This is a genomic window from Pseudomonas fluorescens Q2-87, from assembly GCF_000281895.1.
Classification (GTDB): domain Bacteria; phylum Pseudomonadota; class Gammaproteobacteria; order Pseudomonadales; family Pseudomonadaceae; genus Aquipseudomonas; species Aquipseudomonas fluorescens_S.
In genome coordinates this window covers 897,566-915,148 of the sequence record NZ_CM001558.1, presented here as the reverse complement: position 1 = coordinate 915,148, position 17,583 = coordinate 897,566, and the positions used below count along the sequence as shown (strand labels likewise).

The window sequence follows — 17,583 nt, the reverse complement described above, 5'->3', positions numbered from 1 at the left end:
CGCTCCCACAGCTTCAGCGCCAGGCTTTAGAGCTCGCCCAGGGCTTCGATCAGCGCCTGATTCTGCTCTGGCGTGCCGATGCTGATCCGCAGGAATTGCGCGATTCGTTCCTGCTTGAAGTGACGCACGATCACGCCCTGCTCCCGCAGTTTCGCCGCCAAGGCTGCCGCATCGTGCCGGGGGTGACGGGCGAAGATGAAATTGGCCGCTGAAGGCAGCACTTCAAAGCCCTTAGCCTGTAGCTGCGCCACGACCCATTCTCGGTGCTCGATGACCAGCCGGCAGGTCTTGTCGAAATGCTCACGATCATCGAACGCCGCCGCGCCGCCGACGTTTGCCAGGCGATCCAGCGGATAGGAGTTGAAGCTGTTCTTGATTCGCTCCAGCGCTTCGATCAGGTCCGGATGGCCGACCGCCAGGCCCACTCGCAGCCCTGCCAGCGAGCGGGACTTGGACAAGGTCTGGGTCACCAGCAGGTTCGGGTAACGATCCACCAGGGTGATGGCCGTCTCGCCGCCAAAATCGATATAGGCCTCGTCGACCACCACCACCGAATCCGGGCTGGCCTTGAGCATCTGCTCCACGGCCTCCAGCGCCAGCAGGCAACCGGTTGGCGCGTTCGGGTTGGGGAAGATGATCCCGCCGTTCGGCTTGGCATAGTCCGCCGGATCGATGCGGAATTGCTCATCCAGCGGCACCGCATCGAATGGGATGCCGTACAACCCGCAATACACCGGATAGAAGCTGTAGCTGATGTCCGGGAACAGCAGCGGCTTATCGTGTTGCAGCAGGCCATGGAAAATGTGCGCCAACACTTCATCCGAACCATTGCCCAGGAATACCTGGTTGCTCTGCACGCCGTAATAACCGGCCACTGCGTTTTTCAGCAGGTCGCTGTTGGGGTCCGGGTACAGGCGCAGGTTGTCGTTCAGCTCGGCCTGCATCGCCGCGAGCGCCTTGGGCGATGGCCCGTAAGGGTTCTCGTTGGTGTTGAGCTTGACCAGGCGGCTCAGCTTCGGCTGTTCGCCCGGCACGTAGGGCACCAGGTTCTTGACGAACGGGCTCCAGAATTTACTCATATCAGTTCCCCTGTCCTTCATCGTCAAGAATGCGGTATTCAGCGCTGCGGGCGTGGGCGCTCAGCGATTCGCCACGGGCCAGCACGGACGCGGTCTTGCCCAGTTCCGACGCGCCTTGTTCGGAGCAGAAGATGATCGACGAACGTTTCTGGAAGTCATACACCCCCAGCGGCGACGAGAAGCGCGCGGTCCCGGAAGTCGGCAATACGTGGTTGGGCCCTGCGCAGTAATCGCCCAGGGCTTCGCTGGTGTGGCGGCCCATGAAGATCGCACCGGCGTGGCGGATCTGTGGCAGCCAGGCTTGCGGATCGGCGACCGACAACTCCAGGTGTTCCGGCGCGATCCGGTTGGCGACTTCGATGGCCTGTGCCATGTCATCGACCTTGATCAGCGCGCCACGGCCGTTGATCGAGGTGTTGATGATCTCGGCGCGGTCCATGGTCGGCAGCAGCTTGTCGATGCTGGCGGCGACCTTGTCGAGGAACTCTGCGTCCGGGCTGACCAGGATCGCCTGGGCGTCTTCGTCGTGCTCGGCCTGGGAAAACAGGTCCATGGCGATCCAGTCCGGGTCGGTCAGGCCGTCGCATACCACGAGGATTTCCGAAGGGCCGGCGATCATGTCGATGCCAACCTGGCCAAACACGTGACGCTTGGCAGTGGCAACATAGATGTTGCCCGGCCCGACCACCTTGTCGACCCGTGGCACGCTTTGTGTGCCATAGGCCAGCGCGGCCACGGCCTGGGCGCCGCCGATGGTGAACACCCGGTCCACGCCAGCGATGCACGCGGCGGCCAGCACCAGTTCATTGATCTCGCCACGCGGCGTCGGGACGACCATGACCACTTCGGTCACGCCGGCAACCTTGGCCGGGATCGCGTTCATCAATACCGAGGACGGATAGGACGCTTTGCCACCGGGCACGTAGAGGCCGGCGCGGTCCAGCGGCGTAACCTTCTGGCCCAGCACCGTGCCGTCGGCTTCGGTGTAGCTCCAGGAGTCCTGTTTCTGCCGTTCGTGATAGTCGCGCACCCGGGAAGCGGCTTTTTCCAGGGCTTCGCGCTGGGGCACGGTGATCCGGGTCAGGGCCAGTTCCAGGCGCTCGCGCGGCAGGATCAGGTCGGCCATGGATGCCACTTGCAGGCCATCGAATTTCTGGGTGAATTCCACCAGGGCGTCATCGCCACGCTCGCGCACAGCCTTGATGATCTCCAACACCCGCTGATTGACCGAGTCGTCAGACACACTTTCCCAGCTCAGCAGATGATCCAGATGATGCGCGAAATCCGGGTCGGCAGCGTTGAGTCGGCGAATCGAGGTGGGAGCGGTCATAGCGAGGGCCTCATTAATGGCAAATGCTCAGGCGCCCTAAGCTACCAGTCCATTCGCGTGGGCACCTGAGAAAATTGGCTATGACGCGGATAGACGGGCGCGACTCAAGGTCGCGCAGGTGAATCAGCCGCGGTGTCGCGATTCCACTGCCTTGCGCAGGGTATCGATCAGCGCCTGGATACGGGCGTGCTGCATTTTCATCGAGGCTTTGTTGACGATCAGCCGGGAGGTGATGTTGGCGATGAAATCCTGGGGCTCCAGGCCATTGGCCCGCAAGGTATTGCCGGTGTCGACTACGTCGATGATCTTGTCCGCCAGGCCGATCAGCGGCGCCAGCTCCATCGAACCGTACAACTTGATGATATCGACCTGACGACCCTGCTCGGCGTAGTAACGCTTGGCAATGTTGACGAACTTGGTCGCCACGCGCAGCCGGCCCTTGGGCTCCGGCGCGCCGACTTTACCGGCGGTCATCAGCTTGCAGCGGGCGATCTGCAGGTCCAGGGGCTCGTACAGGCCCTGGCCGCCGTATTCCATCAGCACGTCCTTGCCGGCAACGCCCAGGTCGGCGGCGCCATGTTCCACGTAGGTCGGCACATCGGTGGCACGCACGATCAGCAAGCGCACGTCGGCTTGGGTCGTGGGGATGATCAGCTTGCGGCTCTTGTCCGGATTCTCGGTCGGCACGATGCCCGCTTCAGCCAGAAGCGGCAGGGTGTCGTCAAGGATGCGGCCCTTGGACAGTGCGATGGTCAACATGGGAAACGTCAGTCCTTATCAAGGTACTCATGCCCGGGCGCAAGCGGCGCCGGACACACATCGAGGGTGTAACCACCCTCGATCGAAACAAATCGGTGGACGCCTCCCTGCGTCCAGGCAGCCGGAACTAGCCGGGCACGCGGCGGATCTTGGCGCCGAGCATCTGCAGTTTCTCTTCGATGCACTCGTAGCCACGGTCAATGTGATAGATGCGGTCGATCAGGGTATCGCCTTCGGCAACCAGGGCCGAGATCACCAGGCTGGCCGAGGCCCGCAGGTCGGTAGCCATCACTGGCGCGCCCTTGAGCTTCTCGGTGCCGGTCACGATGGCGGTGTTGCCTTCGACCTGGATCTTGGCGCCCATGCGGTGCAGCTCGTAGACGTGCATGAAACGGTTTTCGAAGATCGTCTCGATCACCGCGCCTGTGCCTTCGGCAATGGCGTTGAGGGAGATGAACTGGGCCTGCATGTCGGTCGGGAACGCCGGGTACGGAGCGGTTCGCACGTTGACGGCCTTGGGCCGCTTGCCGTGCATGTTCACTTCGATCCAATCTTCGCCGCAGGTGACTTCGGCACCGGCTTCCTTGAGTTTCTCCAGGACAGCTTCAAGGATGGTTGGGTCGGTGTCCTTGACCTTGACGCGGCCACCGGTGACGGCAGCGGCCACCAGATAGGTGCCGGTTTCGATCCGGTCCGGCATCACCTTGTAGGTGGCCGAATGCAGGCGCTCGACGCCATCGATGGTGATGGTGTCGGTACCGGCGCCAGTGATCTTGGCACCCATGGCGATCAGGAAGTTCGCCAGGTCGACCACTTCAGGCTCGCGCGCGGCGTTTTGCAGCACGCTGCGGCCCTTGGCCAATGCAGCAGCCATCATGATGTTCTCGGTACCGGTCACGCTGACGGTATCGAAGAAGAAGTTCGCGCCGCGCAAGCCACCTTCAGGTGCCTTGGCCTTGATGTAGCCGCCTTCGACGTCGATGATCGCGCCCATGGCTTCCAGGCCACGAATGTGCAAGTCCACCGGACGCGAGCCAATGGCGCAGCCCCCAGGTAATGCGACTTCGGCTTCACCGAAACGGGCAACCATCGGACCCAGCACCAGGATCGATGCGCGCATGGTTTTCACCAGCTCGTACGGGGCGATCAGGGTCTTGATGGTGCGCGGATCGATTTCGACGCTGAGCTTCTCATCGATCACAGGCTCGATGCCCATGCGGCCGAACAGCTCGATCATCGTGGTGATGTCGTGCAGGTGCGGCAGGTTGGCCACGGTCACCGGGCCATCGCACAGCAGGGTTGCGGCCAGGATCGGCAGGGCGGAGTTCTTTGCCCCGGAAATACGGATCTCGCCATCAAGACGAGCGCCGCCGGTAATAATCAGTTTATCCATAAGAATCTCGAGGCCCTTGGGCTCAGGTGCGCTCGGCCCAAGCCGCGCGGCTGAAAAATTTCATAGTGACCGCGTGGATGCTGCCATCGGCGATCCATGGGTTCAAATGGGCATAGATGCTCTGCTGACGCTTGACCGGGCTCAATGCCGCCAGGTCATCGCTAATCACGTTCAGCTGAAAATTGCAGCCTTCGCCTTCAACTTCCACCTGAGTATCAGGCAGCTTTCCTTCAAGAAAGCTCTTCACTTCTACAGCCTGCATGCTCAACCTCAATCGGCGCCCTGTGCGCGCGGGTCGCACATCATACAAAAAAGCCCCGGGCCTGCGAACCCCGCAAAGCAGGACTCTGACGGGGGGCTTTCCCAAGGATGTGGGTCAGGGGTGCGCCAGCAGCTCGGTCAGTTCGCTGACCTGGGCTATTTCGCGCATGTCTTCGGGCATCCCACGGATGCTCCACGTCTTGCCGGCCGCCTTGGCGTCCCGCATGAAACACAGCAGCAACGACAAGCCGACGCTGCTGGACTTCTGCACCGCCGAGCAGTCGATGACCACCTGCGCGGCACTGACGGACTTGATCAGCGCCTGGCCCTGCTTGCGCAGCGCCGGGCCGGTGCGATAGTCCAGCACACCGCTGACCAGCAGCTCGCCAGCCTCGCCCAGACGAACGGCCGACTCGGTCATTGTTCCTGCTTCTCTTTGGCTTCTTCGGTGACTTCCTTGGCCTTGGCGACTTCACCGGCCCAACCGTCGATGGTCTTGTCCAGGTTGTTGCCGTTGCGCTGCATGGCGTCGGCGAACTGATCACGGAACAGCTTGCCGATGTTGATGCCATTGATGATCACGTTGCGCACTTTCCACTCGTCGTTGATTTTCTCGAGCGTGTAGGAAACAGGGTAGACCGCGCCATTGTTGCCCTTGACCTGCATGTCGACGCTGGTGCGGGTACCGCTTTCGTCCTTGGCCGGCGAAACGGTGATGCCCTGGTTGTTGTACTCGAGCAAGGCATTGCCATAGAACTGCATCAGGCTGCGCTTGAAGTTTTCCTGGAAACGCGTCATCTGCGCTGGGGTTGCCTTGCGCGAATACTTGACGGTCATGATGCTCTTGGAGATGCCGTCGGCATCCACCACAGGACCGACAATACCGTTCAGCGCGTCATAGAACGCGCTTGGGTCCTGCTTGTACTTCTCTTTATTGGCGGCAAGGTCCGCCAACAACCGGGTCGTCGTGTCCTGGATGATGTCGTGTGCCGAAGGCGCAGCCACGGCGCTGGCCATCAGCGGCAGCGCCGCAAGCAACACCAACAGGCTACGTCGCAAGATAGAGATCATTCAAAAGCTCCTCATTTGGCGTCTTTGCTAACGGTATTGAGCAGGAATTTACCGATCAGGTCCTCAAGCACCAGCGATGACTGCGTGTCGTGGATCACCCCACCGTCCTTGAGCACGGTGTCTTCCCCACCCACGCTGATGCCGATGTATTTCTCACCCAGCAGCCCAGCCGTGAGGATAGATGCAGTGGAATCGGTTGGCAGGTTATCCACGCGCTTTTCCAACTGCAGCGTCACCCGACCGGTAAAGTCCTCGCGATTCAGATCGATTGCCGTGACCTTGCCGATAGTGACACCGGCCATCGTCACCTTGGCTCTGACCGTCAAACCGGCGATATTGTCGAAGTTGGCGTAAAGTTTATAAGTATCGGTGCTCGCGGTCGGCGCCAGTCCACTGACCCGCAGGGCCAGCAGCAGCAAAGCCAGGATGCCAGCCAGCAGGAAAAGGCCGACACCGATTTCCAGGGTGCGGTTTTGCATCAGAAATCTCCAAACATCAAGGCGGTCAGAATAAAGTCAAGGCCCAGGACCGCCAGCGAGGCGTATACCACGGTCTTGGTGGTGGCACGGCTGATCCCCTCTGACGTGGGCTCACAGTCATAGCCTTGAAACACGGCGATCCAGGTCACCACGAAGGCGAATACGGCACTCTTGATCACGCCATTGAGCACATCGTCGAGAAAGTCGACGCTGTTCTGCATGTTGGACCAGTAGGAGCCTTCATAGACCCCCAGCCAGTCGACGGCCACCCACGAGCCTCCCCAGATCCCGACGACGCTGAAGATCATCGCCAGCACCGGTAGGGAAATGAAACCGGCCCACAGGCGTGGGGCAACGATGTATTTAAGCGGGTCGACACCGATCATTTCCAGGCTGGACAACTGTTCGGTGGATTTCATGTTACCGATTTCGGCCGTCAGCGCCGAACCGGCACGCCCGGCGAACAGCAGCGCGGTGACCACGGGCCCGAGCTCACGCAACAGTGTCAGCGCAACCATCTGCCCGACCGCCTGCTCCGAACCGTAGCTGGACAAGATGCTGAAGCCCTGCAGCGCCAGCACCATGCCGATGAAAATCCCCGAGACGACGATGATCACCAGGGACATCACGCCCACCGAATGCAACTGCTTGACCAGCAGGCCAAAACCGCCACCGGTCGAGCTGCGCCCGAGCAATGCGTGCATCAGGAACAACGAGGAGCGGCCCAGCACCGCCACTACGTCGATGCCGGAACGGCCGAACAGACGAATCCTTTCCAACAATGATTTTTTGCGCATCAGCGCTTCCCCAACAGATCGGTACGGTAATCCGTGGCCGGAAAATGGAACGCCACCGGCCCGTCCGGATCACCCTTCATGAATTGGCGAATGCGCGGGTTGTCCGAATCCTGCAACTGCTGGGGCGTCCCCTGCCCCAGCACCTGGCCATCGCCGACTACATAGATGTAGTCAGCGATGCTGGCGGTCTCGGCCAAGTCGTGGGATACCACGATGCTGGTGATGCCCAGCGCATCGTTGAGCAGGCGGATCAGGCGCACGAGTACGCCCATGGCGATCGGGTCCTGCCCGACGAAGGGTTCGTCGTACATGAGGATCTTCGGGTCGAGGGCGATCGCCCGCGCCAGTGCGACCCGACGCTTCATGCCACCGGACAACTCGTCCGGCATCAGGTCGATGGCGCCACGCAGCCCGACGGCCTGCAACTTGAGCAGCACGATGTCGCGGATCATCTCTTCCGGCAGGTCGGTATGCACCCGCAGGGGAAATGCCACGTTCTCGAACACGTCGAGGTCTGTGAACAGCGCACCGCTCTGGAACAGCACGCCCATGTGCTTGCGCGCATCGAAAAGGTCGCTACGCGACAGCTCGGGAAGATTCTGGCCATTGACCCAGACTTCGCCGGCGCTGGGCCGCAGTTGTGCGCCCATCAGGCGCAGCAGCGTGGTCTTGCCGCACCCGGAAGGCCCCATGATGCCGGTGACCTTGCCGCGTGGAATGCGAATATCGATGTCATTGAAGATGCTGCGCGTCCCTCGCTTGAAGGACAATCCCTTCAGCTCGACCGCGTAGGCGTTGTCGGCACTCATCTAAACTCCTTGCGATGCAGCCTCACATTCGAATGCCCTGGCCAGTCGACAGACGTCGATGACGCCGGGTACCCGAACCAGCGGCGAACTATATCACTGCAACCACCATGCGCCCAAGGCCCAAGCCCGTGCCCATTCAGTCCGCTCGCCAGTAAAAGGCCCACTTTATATCGACCTGACGGACCATTCGAACAAAGCATGACGAACTTACGTGAGGGAATTGTTCATTGCCGCTATAATCGCCGCCTTTTCATTGGGCTATACGATTTCTGACATGAGCCAATCCAGCGACCTGATTCAATCGGCACAACGTACCATCCGCCTCGAGCTCGAAGCCGTACAAGGCTTGCTGCCCCATATCGACGCTGATTTCGTACGCGCATGCGAGATGATTCTGGCCAGCAAGGGCCGCGTGGTCGTGGTCGGCATGGGCAAGTCCGGACATATCGGCAACAAGATCGCCGCCACCCTGGCGAGTACGGGCACCACGGCGTTTTTCGTCCATCCGGCCGAAGCCAGCCACGGCGACATGGGCATGATCACCCGGGACGACGTTATCCTGGCCCTGTCCAACTCAGGCTCAACCAATGAAATCATCACGTTGCTGCCGCTGATCAAACGCCTGGGCATCCAGTTGATCAGCATCACCGGCAATCCGGATTCCGCGCTGGCCAAGGCCGCCGAAGTGAATCTCAACGTTCATGTCGAGCATGAAGCGTGCCCGTTGAACCTGGCGCCGACTTCCTCCACCACCGCCGCCCTGGTGATGGGCGATGCCCTGGCCGTGGCCCTGCTGGAAGCCCGGGGGTTCACTGCCGAAGACTTCGCCTTCTCCCATCCCGGTGGCGCCCTGGGCCGTCGCCTGCTGCTGAAAGTCGAGAACGTGATGCATGCCGGCCAGGAGTTGCCATGGGTGCAGCGCGGCACGCTGCTCAAGGACGCGCTCATGGAAATGACCCGCAAGGGCCTGGGCATGACCGTGGTACTCGAAGCCGATGGCAAGCTCGCCGGGATCTTCACCGACGGCGACTTGCGCCGCACCTTGGACCGCACCATCGATATCCACAGTGCGACCATCGACCAGGTCATGACACCCCACGGCAAGACGGCCCGGCCCGAGATGCTCGCCGCCGAGGCCCTGAAAATCATGGAAGACCACAAGATCAACGCCCTGGTGGTCGTCGACGACGAAGACCGTCCGGTGGGCGCCCTGAACATGCACGACTTGCTGCGTGCGGGAGTCATGTAAATGAATGAAGACCTGTTGCAACGCGGCAAAGCCATCAAGCTGGCGGTATTCGACGTGGACGGCGTGCTGACCGACGGTCGCCTGTATTTCCTCGAGGATGGCAGCGAGTTCAAGACCTTCAACACCCTCGACGGCCAAGGCATCAAGATGCTGATGGCCGCCGGCGTGCAAACCGCTATCATCAGCGGCCGCAAGACTCCGGTAGTGGAGCGACGCGCGAAGAACCTCGGCATCCCGCACCTTTATCAGGGACGCGAGGACAAACTCGTGGTGCTGGACGAGCTTCTGGGTCAACTCAACCTAAGCTATGAACAAGTGGCGTACCTGGGTGACGACCTGCCAGACCTGCCGGTGATCCGCCGTGTTGGCCTGGGCATGGCGGTTGCCAACGCGGCCGGCTTCGTACGCGAACACGCCCACGGCATCACCACGGCGCGAGGCGGCGAAGGGGCGGCCCGCGAATTCTGTGAACTGATCCTGCGTGCCCAGGGCCGCCTCGAAGCGGCCAACGCCGCGTACCTGTGAGCCAATCATGCTAAGCAAAAAGATCCGCACCATCCTGGTGTTTGGCTGTATCGCGGCGATTTTCGCCGCGGTGGGCTACTGGAATATCAGCCCGGAACGGTTTCTCGACCAACCCGCGGTCCAGATCGAGGAAAAAATCGACTGGTACGCCACCAATACCCATACGCTGCAATACCTGCCTGACGGCAAAGTGCAGTATGAAATGACGTCCGACAAGGTCGACCACGTCAAGGCCACCGATATTACGCTGGTGACCAAGCCGGACCTGAACATGTTCCGCGGCACCGAGTTTCCGTGGCACGTGCAGAGCGAGCACGCCGAAGTCAATTCCGGCGGCACCGAAGTGGAACTGATCGACTCGGTACGCGTTGCCCGGACCGATGAGAAAAATCGCACGACCATCATCACCAGCACTCGCATGACCGTGTTCCCGCAGCAACAATATGCGCAGACCGAGCAACCCGTTAGAATCGACGGCGCCGGTGGTGTATCGACCGGCACGGGAATGAAGGCGTATTTGAAGGAAAGCAGGATACACCTGCTATCGAACGTAAGAGGACAGTATGAAGCTCGCTAAAACCCTCCCTATTTTGCTCAGTCTGGGCGCAGCACTGGGAAGCGCGAGCGCCTGGGCTCTTCCCACCGACCGCGACCAACCTATCCGCATCCAGGCCGACGACGCCCAACTGGACGACAAGAACGGCGTAGCCACCTATAAAGGTGACGTGATCATCACCCAGGGCTCGATGAAGGTCACCGGCAACACCGTGACCATTACCCGTACCCAGACCGGCGACATCGATGTGGTGACCTCGGTGGGCAACCTCGCCTATTTCGAGCAGTTGCAGACCGCTGGCGATACCAAGCCTGTGCAGGGTTATGGCGTGACCATCCAGTACCACGCCTCCCAGGACCGCGTTGTGCTGATCGACCGCGCCAAGGTCGTCGACAAAGACAACAACGTCACCCAGGGCGAGAAAATCGTCTACGACACCAACAAGAAACTCGCCAGCGCCGGTCGCGCCACCGGCAGCAAGGTGACCGAGCAGCGTCCGCGGATCGACATGGTGATCCAGCCTAAAAAGAAAACCGAGCAGAAGGCCCAGTAATGGCAACTCTGAAAGCTCAGCACCTGGCCAAGAGCTACAAGAGCCGCCAGGTCGTGCGCGACGTCAGCCTGTCCATCGAAAGCGGCCAGATCGTCGGCCTGCTCGGCCCTAACGGCGCGGGCAAGACCACCTGTTTCTACATGATCGTCGGGCTGGTCCAGGCCGATCAGGGTCGCGTACTGATCGACGACCTGGACGTCAGTCACCAGCCGATGCACGGCCGTGCGAAGGCCGGTATCGGCTATCTGCCGCAAGAAGCGTCGATCTTCCGCAAACTGTCGGTGGCCGACAACATCATGGCCATCCTCGAGACCCGCAAGGAACTCGACAAGGCCGGTCGCCGCCAGGAGCTGGAAAGCCTGCTGCAGGAATTCCACATCAGCCACATTCGCGACAACCTGGGCATGAGCCTGTCCGGCGGCGAACGCCGTCGCGTGGAAATCGCCCGCGCCCTGGCCACCGCACCGAAATTCATCCTGCTCGACGAGCCGTTTGCCGGCGTGGACCCGATCTCGGTAGGTGACATCAAGCAGATCATCCACCACCTCAAGGCCAAGGGGATCGGCGTGCTGATCACCGACCACAACGTGCGCGAGACCCTGGATATCTGCGAAACCGCCTATATCGTCAATGATGGCCAACTGATCGCCGAAGGCGATTCCGCGGCCATCCTGGCCAATGACCTGGTCAAGGAAGTGTACTTGGGCCATGAGTTCCGCCTGTAAGCGCAAAGTGTCTGGCAAATCACCCGGGCGTCGCTAATTTATTATGGCGACGCCCTAGGCAAACACTTCAGTTTCAGGCATATAATTTGCTTAAGTTTGGCGCTTCGGCGCCCTGTAGTGGATGGCGCATGTGCGCCGGCGAATAAGGTGTTAAGCCCCTGCCATGAAACCATCGCTAGTCTTGAGAATGGGCCAGCAGCTGACGATGACACCGCAGCTGCAACAGGCCATCCGCCTGCTCCAATTGTCGACCCTGGACCTGCAACAGGAAATCCAGGAGGCGCTGGAGTCCAATCCGATGCTCGAACGCCAGGAAGAAGGCGACGATTTCGACAACACCGATCCGCTGGCCGACAACATCGAGCAGAAGAGCAACACGGAAATCCCGGAACCGTCCTACCAGGAAGCCGCCCCGACGGTGGATAACCTCGAGGATGGCGAATGGAACGAACGCATCCCCAACGACCTTCCGGTGGACACAGCCTGGGAAGATGTCTACCAGACCAGCGCCAGCAGCCTGCCGAGCAGCGATGACGACGAGTGGGACTTCACCACCCGCACATCCGCCGGCGAAAGCCTGCAAAGCCACCTGCTGTGGCAATTGAACCTGGCGCCGATGTCCGACACCGATCGCCTGATCGCCGTCACCCTGATCGATTGCATCAACAACCAGGGCTACCTGGACGAGACCCTCGAAGAGATCCTCGAAGCCTTCGATCCTGAGCTGGACATCGAGCTGGACGAAATCGAGGCTGTCCTGCATCGCATCCAGCAGTTCGAACCGGCCGGCATCGGCGCTCGCAACCTGGGCGAATGCCTGCTGCTGCAATTGCGCCAGCTATCTGTCAAGACGCCTTGGCTGGCCGAAGCCAAGCGGCTGGTCACCGACTACATCGACCTGCTCGGCGGTCGGGACTACAGCCAACTGATGCGCCGCATGAAGCTCAAGGAAGATGAGCTGCGCCAGGTCATCGAGCTGGTCCAGAGCCTCAACCCGCGCCCCGGCTCGCAGATCGAATCCACCGAACCCGAATACGTGGTGCCCGACGTGATCGTGCGCAAGCACAACGACCGCTGGCTGGTGGAGCTGAACCAGGAATCGGTGCCCAAGCTGCGGGTCAACGCCCAGTACGCCGGTTTCGTTCGACGCGCCGACACCAGCGCCGACAACACCTTCATGCGCAACCAGTTGCAGGAAGCGCGCTGGTTCATCAAGAGCCTGCAAAGCCGTAACGAAACCCTGATGAAAGTGGCCACCCAGATCGTCGAGCACCAGCGCGGCTTCCTGGAGTATGGCGACGAAGCGATGAAACCGTTGGTCCTGCATGACATTGCCGAAGCAGTGGGCATGCACGAGTCGACGATTTCCCGGGTAACCACGCAGAAATTCATGCATACCCCACGGGGCATCTATGAATTGAAATACTTTTTCTCCAGCCACGTCAGCACCTCCGAAGGCGGCGAATGCTCGTCCACGGCCATCCGCGCGATCATCAAAAAACTGGTGGCCGCGGAAAATCAGAAAAAGCCGTTGAGTGACAGCAAGATCGCTGGTTTACTGGAGGCACAAGGCATTCAGGTGGCCCGCCGTACCGTCGCCAAATACCGCGAGTCCCTCGGGATCGCACCTTCGAGCGAACGCAAGCGGTTGATGTAACAGGCCACGCCACAGCGTTCCAGTGGCAGGCATTTCTGCCTGCCGCTTTATGCACTGGCAACGAAGGAGAAGCTGTATGCAAGTCAACATCAGTGGACACCAACTGGAAGTGACCGAACCCCTGCGCACCTACATCGGCGAAAAACTCGACCGTTTGGAGAGGCATTTCGACAAGATCACCAACGTGCAAGTCACGATGAACGTCGAGAAGCTGCTGCAGAAAATCGAAGCCACGTTGCATATTCCCGGCGGAGAGGTGGTTGCCAACGCGGAGCACACAGACATGTATGCCGCAATTGACCTGCTGACCGACAAGCTGGATCGCCAACTCAAAAAGCATAAGGAAAAGACCCAGAGCCTCCTTCAGGGCGCAACCGGTCGTTAACCCCCCCAATCCATGATCCGACTAGAATCCATCCTGACCCCCGGCCGTTCCATGGTGAACGCGCCGGGTGGCAGTAAAAAGAAAGCCCTCGAACAAATCGCCAACCTGATCCACCGCGAAGTGCCGGATCTGGAAATGCAGGACGTCTTCGAGGCCCTGGTTGCCCGTGAAAAACTCGGTTCCACCGGTTTTGGCAACGGCATCGCCATTCCTCACTGCCGCCTCAAGGGCTGTGCCGCGCCAATCAGCGCACTGTTGCACCTTGAAGCCGCCATAGATTTCGACGCCATCGACGGCGCACCGGTCGACCTGCTGTTCGTATTGCTGGTTCCGGAAGCGGCGACCGATGCGCATCTTGAGCTGCTGCGCCAGATCGCCAGCATGCTGGACCGCAAGGAAGTGCGCGAAAAACTGCGCAGCGCACCGAGCAACGAAGCCTTGTATCAGGTAGTCCTGGACGAGCAGAACGGTCATTAACAATGCGCATGATCATCGTCAGTGGCCGCTCCGGCTCCGGTAAAAGCACGGCCCTCAACGTGCTTGAGGACAGTGGCTACTATTGCATCGATAACCTGCCCGCCGGCCTGCTGCCGGAACTGGCCGAGCGCGCCCTGATCCATACCGAGCTGGCGCAGCCGCTGGTGGCTGTCTCCATCGATGCGCGCAACCTGCCAAGCCATTTGTCGCGGTTTCCCGAGCTGCTGGAAGAAGTGCGCAGCCGGCACATCCAATGCGATGTGCTTTATCTGGACGCCGATGAAGAAACACTGCTCAAGCGCTTCTCCGAAACCCGCCGGCGTCACCCACTGAGCAATGCCAATCGCTCCCTGGCCGAAGCCATCGACGACGAAAGCCAATTGCTCGGGCCCATCGCCGACCTTGCGGACCTGAAGGTCAACACCACGCACCTGAACCTGTATCAATTGCGCGACACGATCAAGTTGCGCCTGCTGAACCAGCCGGAGCCGGGCACGGCATTCTTGGTGGAGTCGTTCGGGTTCAAGCGCGGCATGCCGGTAGACGCCGACCTGGTGTTCGATGTGCGCTGCCTGCCCAATCCCTACTGGAAGCCGGAATTGCGCGAGCAGTCCGGGCTCGACCAGCCGGTGATCGACTACCTGGCCGCACAGCCGGATGTCGAGGAGATGTACCAGGATATTTCCAGCTACCTGCTCAAATGGCTGCCTCGCTTTGCCGCGAGCAACCGCGCCTATGTCACCATTGCCATCGGCTGTACCGGTGGCCATCACCGCTCTGTCTACCTGACCGAACGCCTGGGTCAGCTCCTGCAACAATCCCTGAAGAATGTCCAGGTTCGCCACCGCGACCTCAGCTAAAGGATTCACATCGCGATGCCTGCTCGGGAAATTGAAATCATCAACAAGCTGGGCCTGCATGCCCGGGCATCGGCCAAGTTCGTTGGCGTAGCGGGCAAGTTCCCGGAGACCAAGATAAGGGTTGGGCGCAGCCCTGAGAGCCTGATCGATGGCAAAAGCATCATGGCGATGATGATGCTCGCGGCCGGAAAAGGCACCAAGATCCATCTCGAAACCGAAGGCGAACAGGCCCAGGAGGCGCTGGATGCCCTGGTGGCGCTGATCAACAACTATTTCGACGAGGGCGAATAGCCCCCACCGCGGCGAGGGAGCTTGCTCCCGCTGGTCTGCGAAGCAGACCCTGTCTATCAGGGCCTTCATGTCTTTCGCTGTTGTTGAGATTTTTGCGGCTGCTGCGCAGCCGAGCGGGAGCAAGCTCCCTCGCCACAGGGATTCCTCAAACATAAAAAAAGCGCGTCACCCGCTAGGATGACGCGCCTTTAACTGCAATTTAACGTCAGCTACCCGCCACCGTCATTCGCTCGATCAGCACCGAACCGGTGCGGATGTTGCTGCGCAGCTCCAAGTCGTTGCCCACGGCCACGATCTGCTTGAACATGTCGCGCATGTTGCCAGCGATGGTCACTTCCTGGACCGGGAACTGGATTTCGCCGTTCTCGACCCAGAATCCCGCCGCACCACGGGAATAGTCACCAGTGACCATGTTCAGACCATGGCCCATCAGTTCGGTCACCAGCAGGCCTCGCCCCATCCGCCGCAGCAAAGCGGCCTGGTCTTCCTCGCCATGGGTCACGAACAGATTATGTACGCCGCCAGCGTTGGCGGTACTCGGCATGCCGAGCTTGCGGCCCGAATAAGTGCCCAGGATGTAGGACACCAGCTCGCCGTTTTCCACGAACGGCTTGGCATAGGTCGCCAGGCCGTCACCGTCGAACGCAGAGCTGCCCATGGCCTGCATCAGGTGCGGACGTTCGTCGATGGTCATCCATTCCGGAAACAGTTTCTGACCCAGCGCACCTTCCAGAAACGACGATTTGCGGTACAGGTTGCCACCGGACACCGCCGACAGGAAGCTGCCGAACAGCCCACCGGCCAACTCGGCGGAAAACAGCACAGGCACTTCACAAGTCGGCACCGGCCGTGCGCCCAGGCGGCTGGCCGCCCGCTGCGCAGCTTTCACACCGATGCTTACCGGATCCGCCAGCAGCGTGCCCTGGCGACTCACGTCGTACCAATAATCGCGCTGCATCTGGCCGTTGGCCTCGGCGATCATCACGCAGCTGAGGCTGTGGCGGGTCGACGCATAACCGCCAATGAACCCATGGCTATTGCCATAGACGCGGCAGCCCTGGTGGGTATTGAGGGTGGTGCCGTCGGCGTTCTTGATCCGACTGTCAGCCTCGAACGCCGCCGCTTCGCAACGCAGTGCCTGCTCAATGGCCTGCTCGGGAGTGATGTCCCAGGCGTGGAACAGGTCGAAGTCGCGCAGTTCCTTGCACATCAGCGCGGCATCGGCCAGGCCTGAGGCCTCGTCTTCCGAGGTGTGCTTGGCAATTGCCAGTGCCGCAGCGACGGTTTCGCGGATCGCATCCGGGCCGCTGGCCGACGTGCTGGCCGAACCCTTGCGCTGACCCACGTACAAGGTGATACCGAAACCCTGGTCGCGATTGAATTCGACGGTTTCCACCTCACGCTGGCGCACCGACGTCGACAGGCCCTGCTCGAGGGACACTGCCACTTCACACGCGCTGGCGCCCTGGCGCTTGGCCTGCGCAAGGATCTGCTCGACTTGTTCCTGCAGTGCCGGCAATGCTTGCGGGCCGACGCTCTGAACTGCACTCATGGTGTTCTCCACTCAAATTCTATTTTCGGGCCGGGTTTGCATGCACGGTGCCTACGCAACTTTGCGTACAAACCCGAGGCCTTCGAGCGACCGGGCCGGACAAGCGGCCCCCGACTGGTTATCATGGCGGCGTTTCTTTGCGGACTGCCACCATGGTTGATTCTTACGACGACTCCCTCTACGAGGGTGAAAAAAGCAAATCCCAGGTCAAACGCGAGCTGCATGCTCTGGTTGACCTCGGCGAGCGCCTGACAACACTCAAGCCTGACTTGCTGGCCAAACTGCCCTTGACCGACGCCTTGCGCCGGGCCCTGGCCGATGCGCCCAAGCACACCGCGAATATCGCGCGTAAACGGCACCTGCAGTTCATCGGCAAGCTGATGCGCGATCAGGACACTGACGCCATTCTGGTTCTGCTCGATCAACTCGATGCCTCCACCCGGCAGTACAACGAACGTTTCCACAACCTGGAACGCTGGCGCGATCGCTTGATCGCAGGCGATGACGGCACCCTGGAAAAATTCGTCATCGACTACCCGGAGGCCGATCGCCAGCAATTGCGCTCCCTGATCCGTCAGGCCCAGCACGAAGTGGCGCAGAACAAGCCGCCGGCCTCGAGCCGTAAAATCTTCAAGTACATCCGTGAGCTGGACGAAACCCAACGCGGCCTGCGCTGATCGTTCACTGGCTCATCACTCCCTTGCCAGGGTAGCAATGACCGTGGCGAGGGAGCTTGCTCCCGCTCGGTTGCGCAGCGACCGCATTGGGGCTACTG

General features: G+C 60.7%; 22 protein-coding genes. 11 read left to right on the top strand and 11 right to left on the bottom strand.

From position 1 onward, the window contains the following. Positions 1-26 precede the first annotated feature (26 nt). The 10 genes from hisC to PFLQ2_RS23550 form a co-directional block, all read right to left on the bottom strand. Complete coding sequence (hisC, locus tag PFLQ2_RS23505) at positions 27-1,079, bottom strand: histidinol-phosphate transaminase (RefSeq protein ID WP_003178035.1); 1,053 nt, start codon at positions 1,077-1,079, stop codon at positions 27-29. A gap of 1 nt (position 1,080) precedes the next feature. Continuing rightward, positions 1,081-2,409 carry a histidinol dehydrogenase gene (hisD, locus tag PFLQ2_RS23510; RefSeq protein WP_003178033.1) on the bottom strand — a complete coding sequence of 443 codons (1,329 nt, stop codon included), beginning with the start codon at positions 2,407-2,409 and terminating at the stop codon, positions 1,081-1,083. Positions 2,410-2,532: 123 nt separating this feature from the next. Further along, positions 2,533-3,168 (bottom strand): ATP phosphoribosyltransferase, encoded by a 636-nt coding sequence (gene hisG / locus PFLQ2_RS23515; RefSeq protein WP_003178031.1) that lies wholly within the window; start codon positions 3,166-3,168, stop codon positions 2,533-2,535. A 127-nt stretch (positions 3,169-3,295) separates the two neighbouring features. Next, a complete protein-coding gene (murA, locus tag PFLQ2_RS23520; RefSeq protein WP_003178028.1) occupies positions 3,296-4,561 on the bottom strand; it encodes a UDP-N-acetylglucosamine 1-carboxyvinyltransferase in 1,266 nt (421 codons plus the stop codon). Between the two features lie 22 nt (positions 4,562-4,583). Beyond that, complete coding sequence (locus PFLQ2_RS23525; RefSeq protein WP_003178025.1) at positions 4,584-4,823, bottom strand: BolA family protein; 240 nt, start codon at positions 4,821-4,823, stop codon at positions 4,584-4,586. A 114-nt stretch (positions 4,824-4,937) separates the two neighbouring features. Then, the gene (locus tag PFLQ2_RS23530) at positions 4,938-5,243 is read right to left on the bottom strand and encodes an STAS domain-containing protein (protein ID WP_003178023.1); all 306 of its coding nucleotides are present in this window, start codon (positions 5,241-5,243) and stop codon (positions 4,938-4,940) included. Further along, positions 5,240-5,893, bottom strand: coding sequence for an MlaC/ttg2D family ABC transporter substrate-binding protein (locus PFLQ2_RS23535; RefSeq protein ID WP_003178021.1), 654 nt, complete (start codon positions 5,891-5,893; stop codon positions 5,240-5,242). Before PFLQ2_RS23535 ends, PFLQ2_RS23530 begins: the two co-directional genes overlap by 4 nt. Before the next feature lie 11 nt (positions 5,894-5,904). Further along, positions 5,905-6,372, bottom strand: coding sequence for an outer membrane lipid asymmetry maintenance protein MlaD (gene mlaD / locus PFLQ2_RS23540; protein WP_003178020.1), 468 nt, complete (start codon positions 6,370-6,372; stop codon positions 5,905-5,907). Continuing rightward, a complete protein-coding gene (gene mlaE / locus PFLQ2_RS23545) occupies positions 6,372-7,169 on the bottom strand; it encodes a lipid asymmetry maintenance ABC transporter permease subunit MlaE (RefSeq protein WP_003178019.1) in 798 nt (265 codons plus the stop codon). Before mlaE ends, mlaD begins: the two co-directional genes overlap by 1 nt. Continuing rightward, positions 7,169-7,978, bottom strand: a complete 810-nt coding sequence (locus PFLQ2_RS23550) for an ATP-binding cassette domain-containing protein (RefSeq protein WP_003178018.1) — start codon at positions 7,976-7,978, stop codon at positions 7,169-7,171. Before PFLQ2_RS23550 ends, mlaE begins: the two co-directional genes overlap by 1 nt. Positions 7,979-8,252: 274 nt before the next feature. Here PFLQ2_RS23550 and PFLQ2_RS23555 point away from each other — a divergent pair, with 274 nt between their 5' ends. The 10 genes from PFLQ2_RS23555 (at position 8,253) to PFLQ2_RS23600 (ending at position 15,256) form a co-directional block, all read left to right on the top strand. Beyond that, entirely contained in the window at positions 8,253-9,227 is a 975-nt protein-coding gene (locus tag PFLQ2_RS23555) for a KpsF/GutQ family sugar-phosphate isomerase (RefSeq protein WP_003178016.1), read from the top strand. Beyond that, positions 9,228-9,752, top strand: coding sequence for a KdsC family phosphatase (locus tag PFLQ2_RS23560; protein WP_003178014.1), 525 nt, complete (start codon positions 9,228-9,230; stop codon positions 9,750-9,752). A 7-nt stretch (positions 9,753-9,759) separates the two neighbouring features. After that, positions 9,760-10,329: an LPS export ABC transporter periplasmic protein LptC gene (gene lptC / locus PFLQ2_RS23565; RefSeq protein WP_003178012.1), complete on the top strand. Its 570-nt coding sequence runs from the start codon at positions 9,760-9,762 to the stop codon at positions 10,327-10,329. Continuing rightward, positions 10,316-10,861 carry a lipopolysaccharide transport periplasmic protein LptA gene (gene lptA, locus PFLQ2_RS23570; protein ID WP_003178011.1) on the top strand — a complete coding sequence of 182 codons (546 nt, stop codon included), beginning with the start codon at positions 10,316-10,318 and terminating at the stop codon, positions 10,859-10,861. The genes lptC and lptA overlap by 14 nt, the downstream gene beginning before the upstream one ends. After that, positions 10,861-11,586, top strand: coding sequence for an LPS export ABC transporter ATP-binding protein (gene lptB / locus PFLQ2_RS23575; protein WP_003178009.1), 726 nt, complete (start codon positions 10,861-10,863; stop codon positions 11,584-11,586). The genes lptA and lptB overlap by 1 nt, the downstream gene beginning before the upstream one ends. A gap of 163 nt (positions 11,587-11,749) precedes the next feature. Next, the gene (locus PFLQ2_RS23580) at positions 11,750-13,243 is read left to right on the top strand and encodes an RNA polymerase factor sigma-54 (protein WP_003178007.1); all 1,494 of its coding nucleotides are present in this window, start codon (positions 11,750-11,752) and stop codon (positions 13,241-13,243) included. A 76-nt stretch (positions 13,244-13,319) separates the two neighbouring features. Continuing rightward, positions 13,320-13,628, top strand: a complete 309-nt coding sequence (gene hpf / locus PFLQ2_RS23585; RefSeq protein WP_003178005.1) for a ribosome hibernation-promoting factor, HPF/YfiA family — start codon at positions 13,320-13,322, stop codon at positions 13,626-13,628. A 12-nt stretch (positions 13,629-13,640) separates the two neighbouring features. Next, positions 13,641-14,105 (top strand): PTS IIA-like nitrogen regulatory protein PtsN, encoded by a 465-nt coding sequence (gene ptsN / locus PFLQ2_RS23590; RefSeq protein WP_003178002.1) that lies wholly within the window; start codon positions 13,641-13,643, stop codon positions 14,103-14,105. 2 nt (positions 14,106-14,107) lie between these two features. Continuing rightward, positions 14,108-14,965 (top strand): RNase adapter RapZ, encoded by an 858-nt coding sequence (gene rapZ / locus PFLQ2_RS23595; protein ID WP_003178001.1) that lies wholly within the window; start codon positions 14,108-14,110, stop codon positions 14,963-14,965. A 15-nt stretch (positions 14,966-14,980) separates the two neighbouring features. After that, entirely contained in the window at positions 14,981-15,256 is a 276-nt protein-coding gene (locus tag PFLQ2_RS23600) for an HPr family phosphocarrier protein (RefSeq protein WP_003177999.1), read from the top strand. Positions 15,257-15,461: 205 nt separating this feature from the next. On the opposite strand, the gene pmbA is transcribed toward PFLQ2_RS23600, so the two are convergent. Continuing rightward, entirely contained in the window at positions 15,462-16,808 is a 1,347-nt protein-coding gene (pmbA, locus tag PFLQ2_RS23605; RefSeq protein ID WP_003177997.1) for a metalloprotease PmbA, read from the bottom strand. A 152-nt stretch (positions 16,809-16,960) separates the two neighbouring features. Here pmbA and yjgA point away from each other — a divergent pair, with 152 nt between their 5' ends. Beyond that, positions 16,961-17,485, top strand: coding sequence for a ribosome biogenesis factor YjgA (gene yjgA, locus PFLQ2_RS23610; RefSeq protein ID WP_003177995.1), 525 nt, complete (start codon positions 16,961-16,963; stop codon positions 17,483-17,485). Positions 17,486-17,583: the final 98 nt, after the last annotated feature.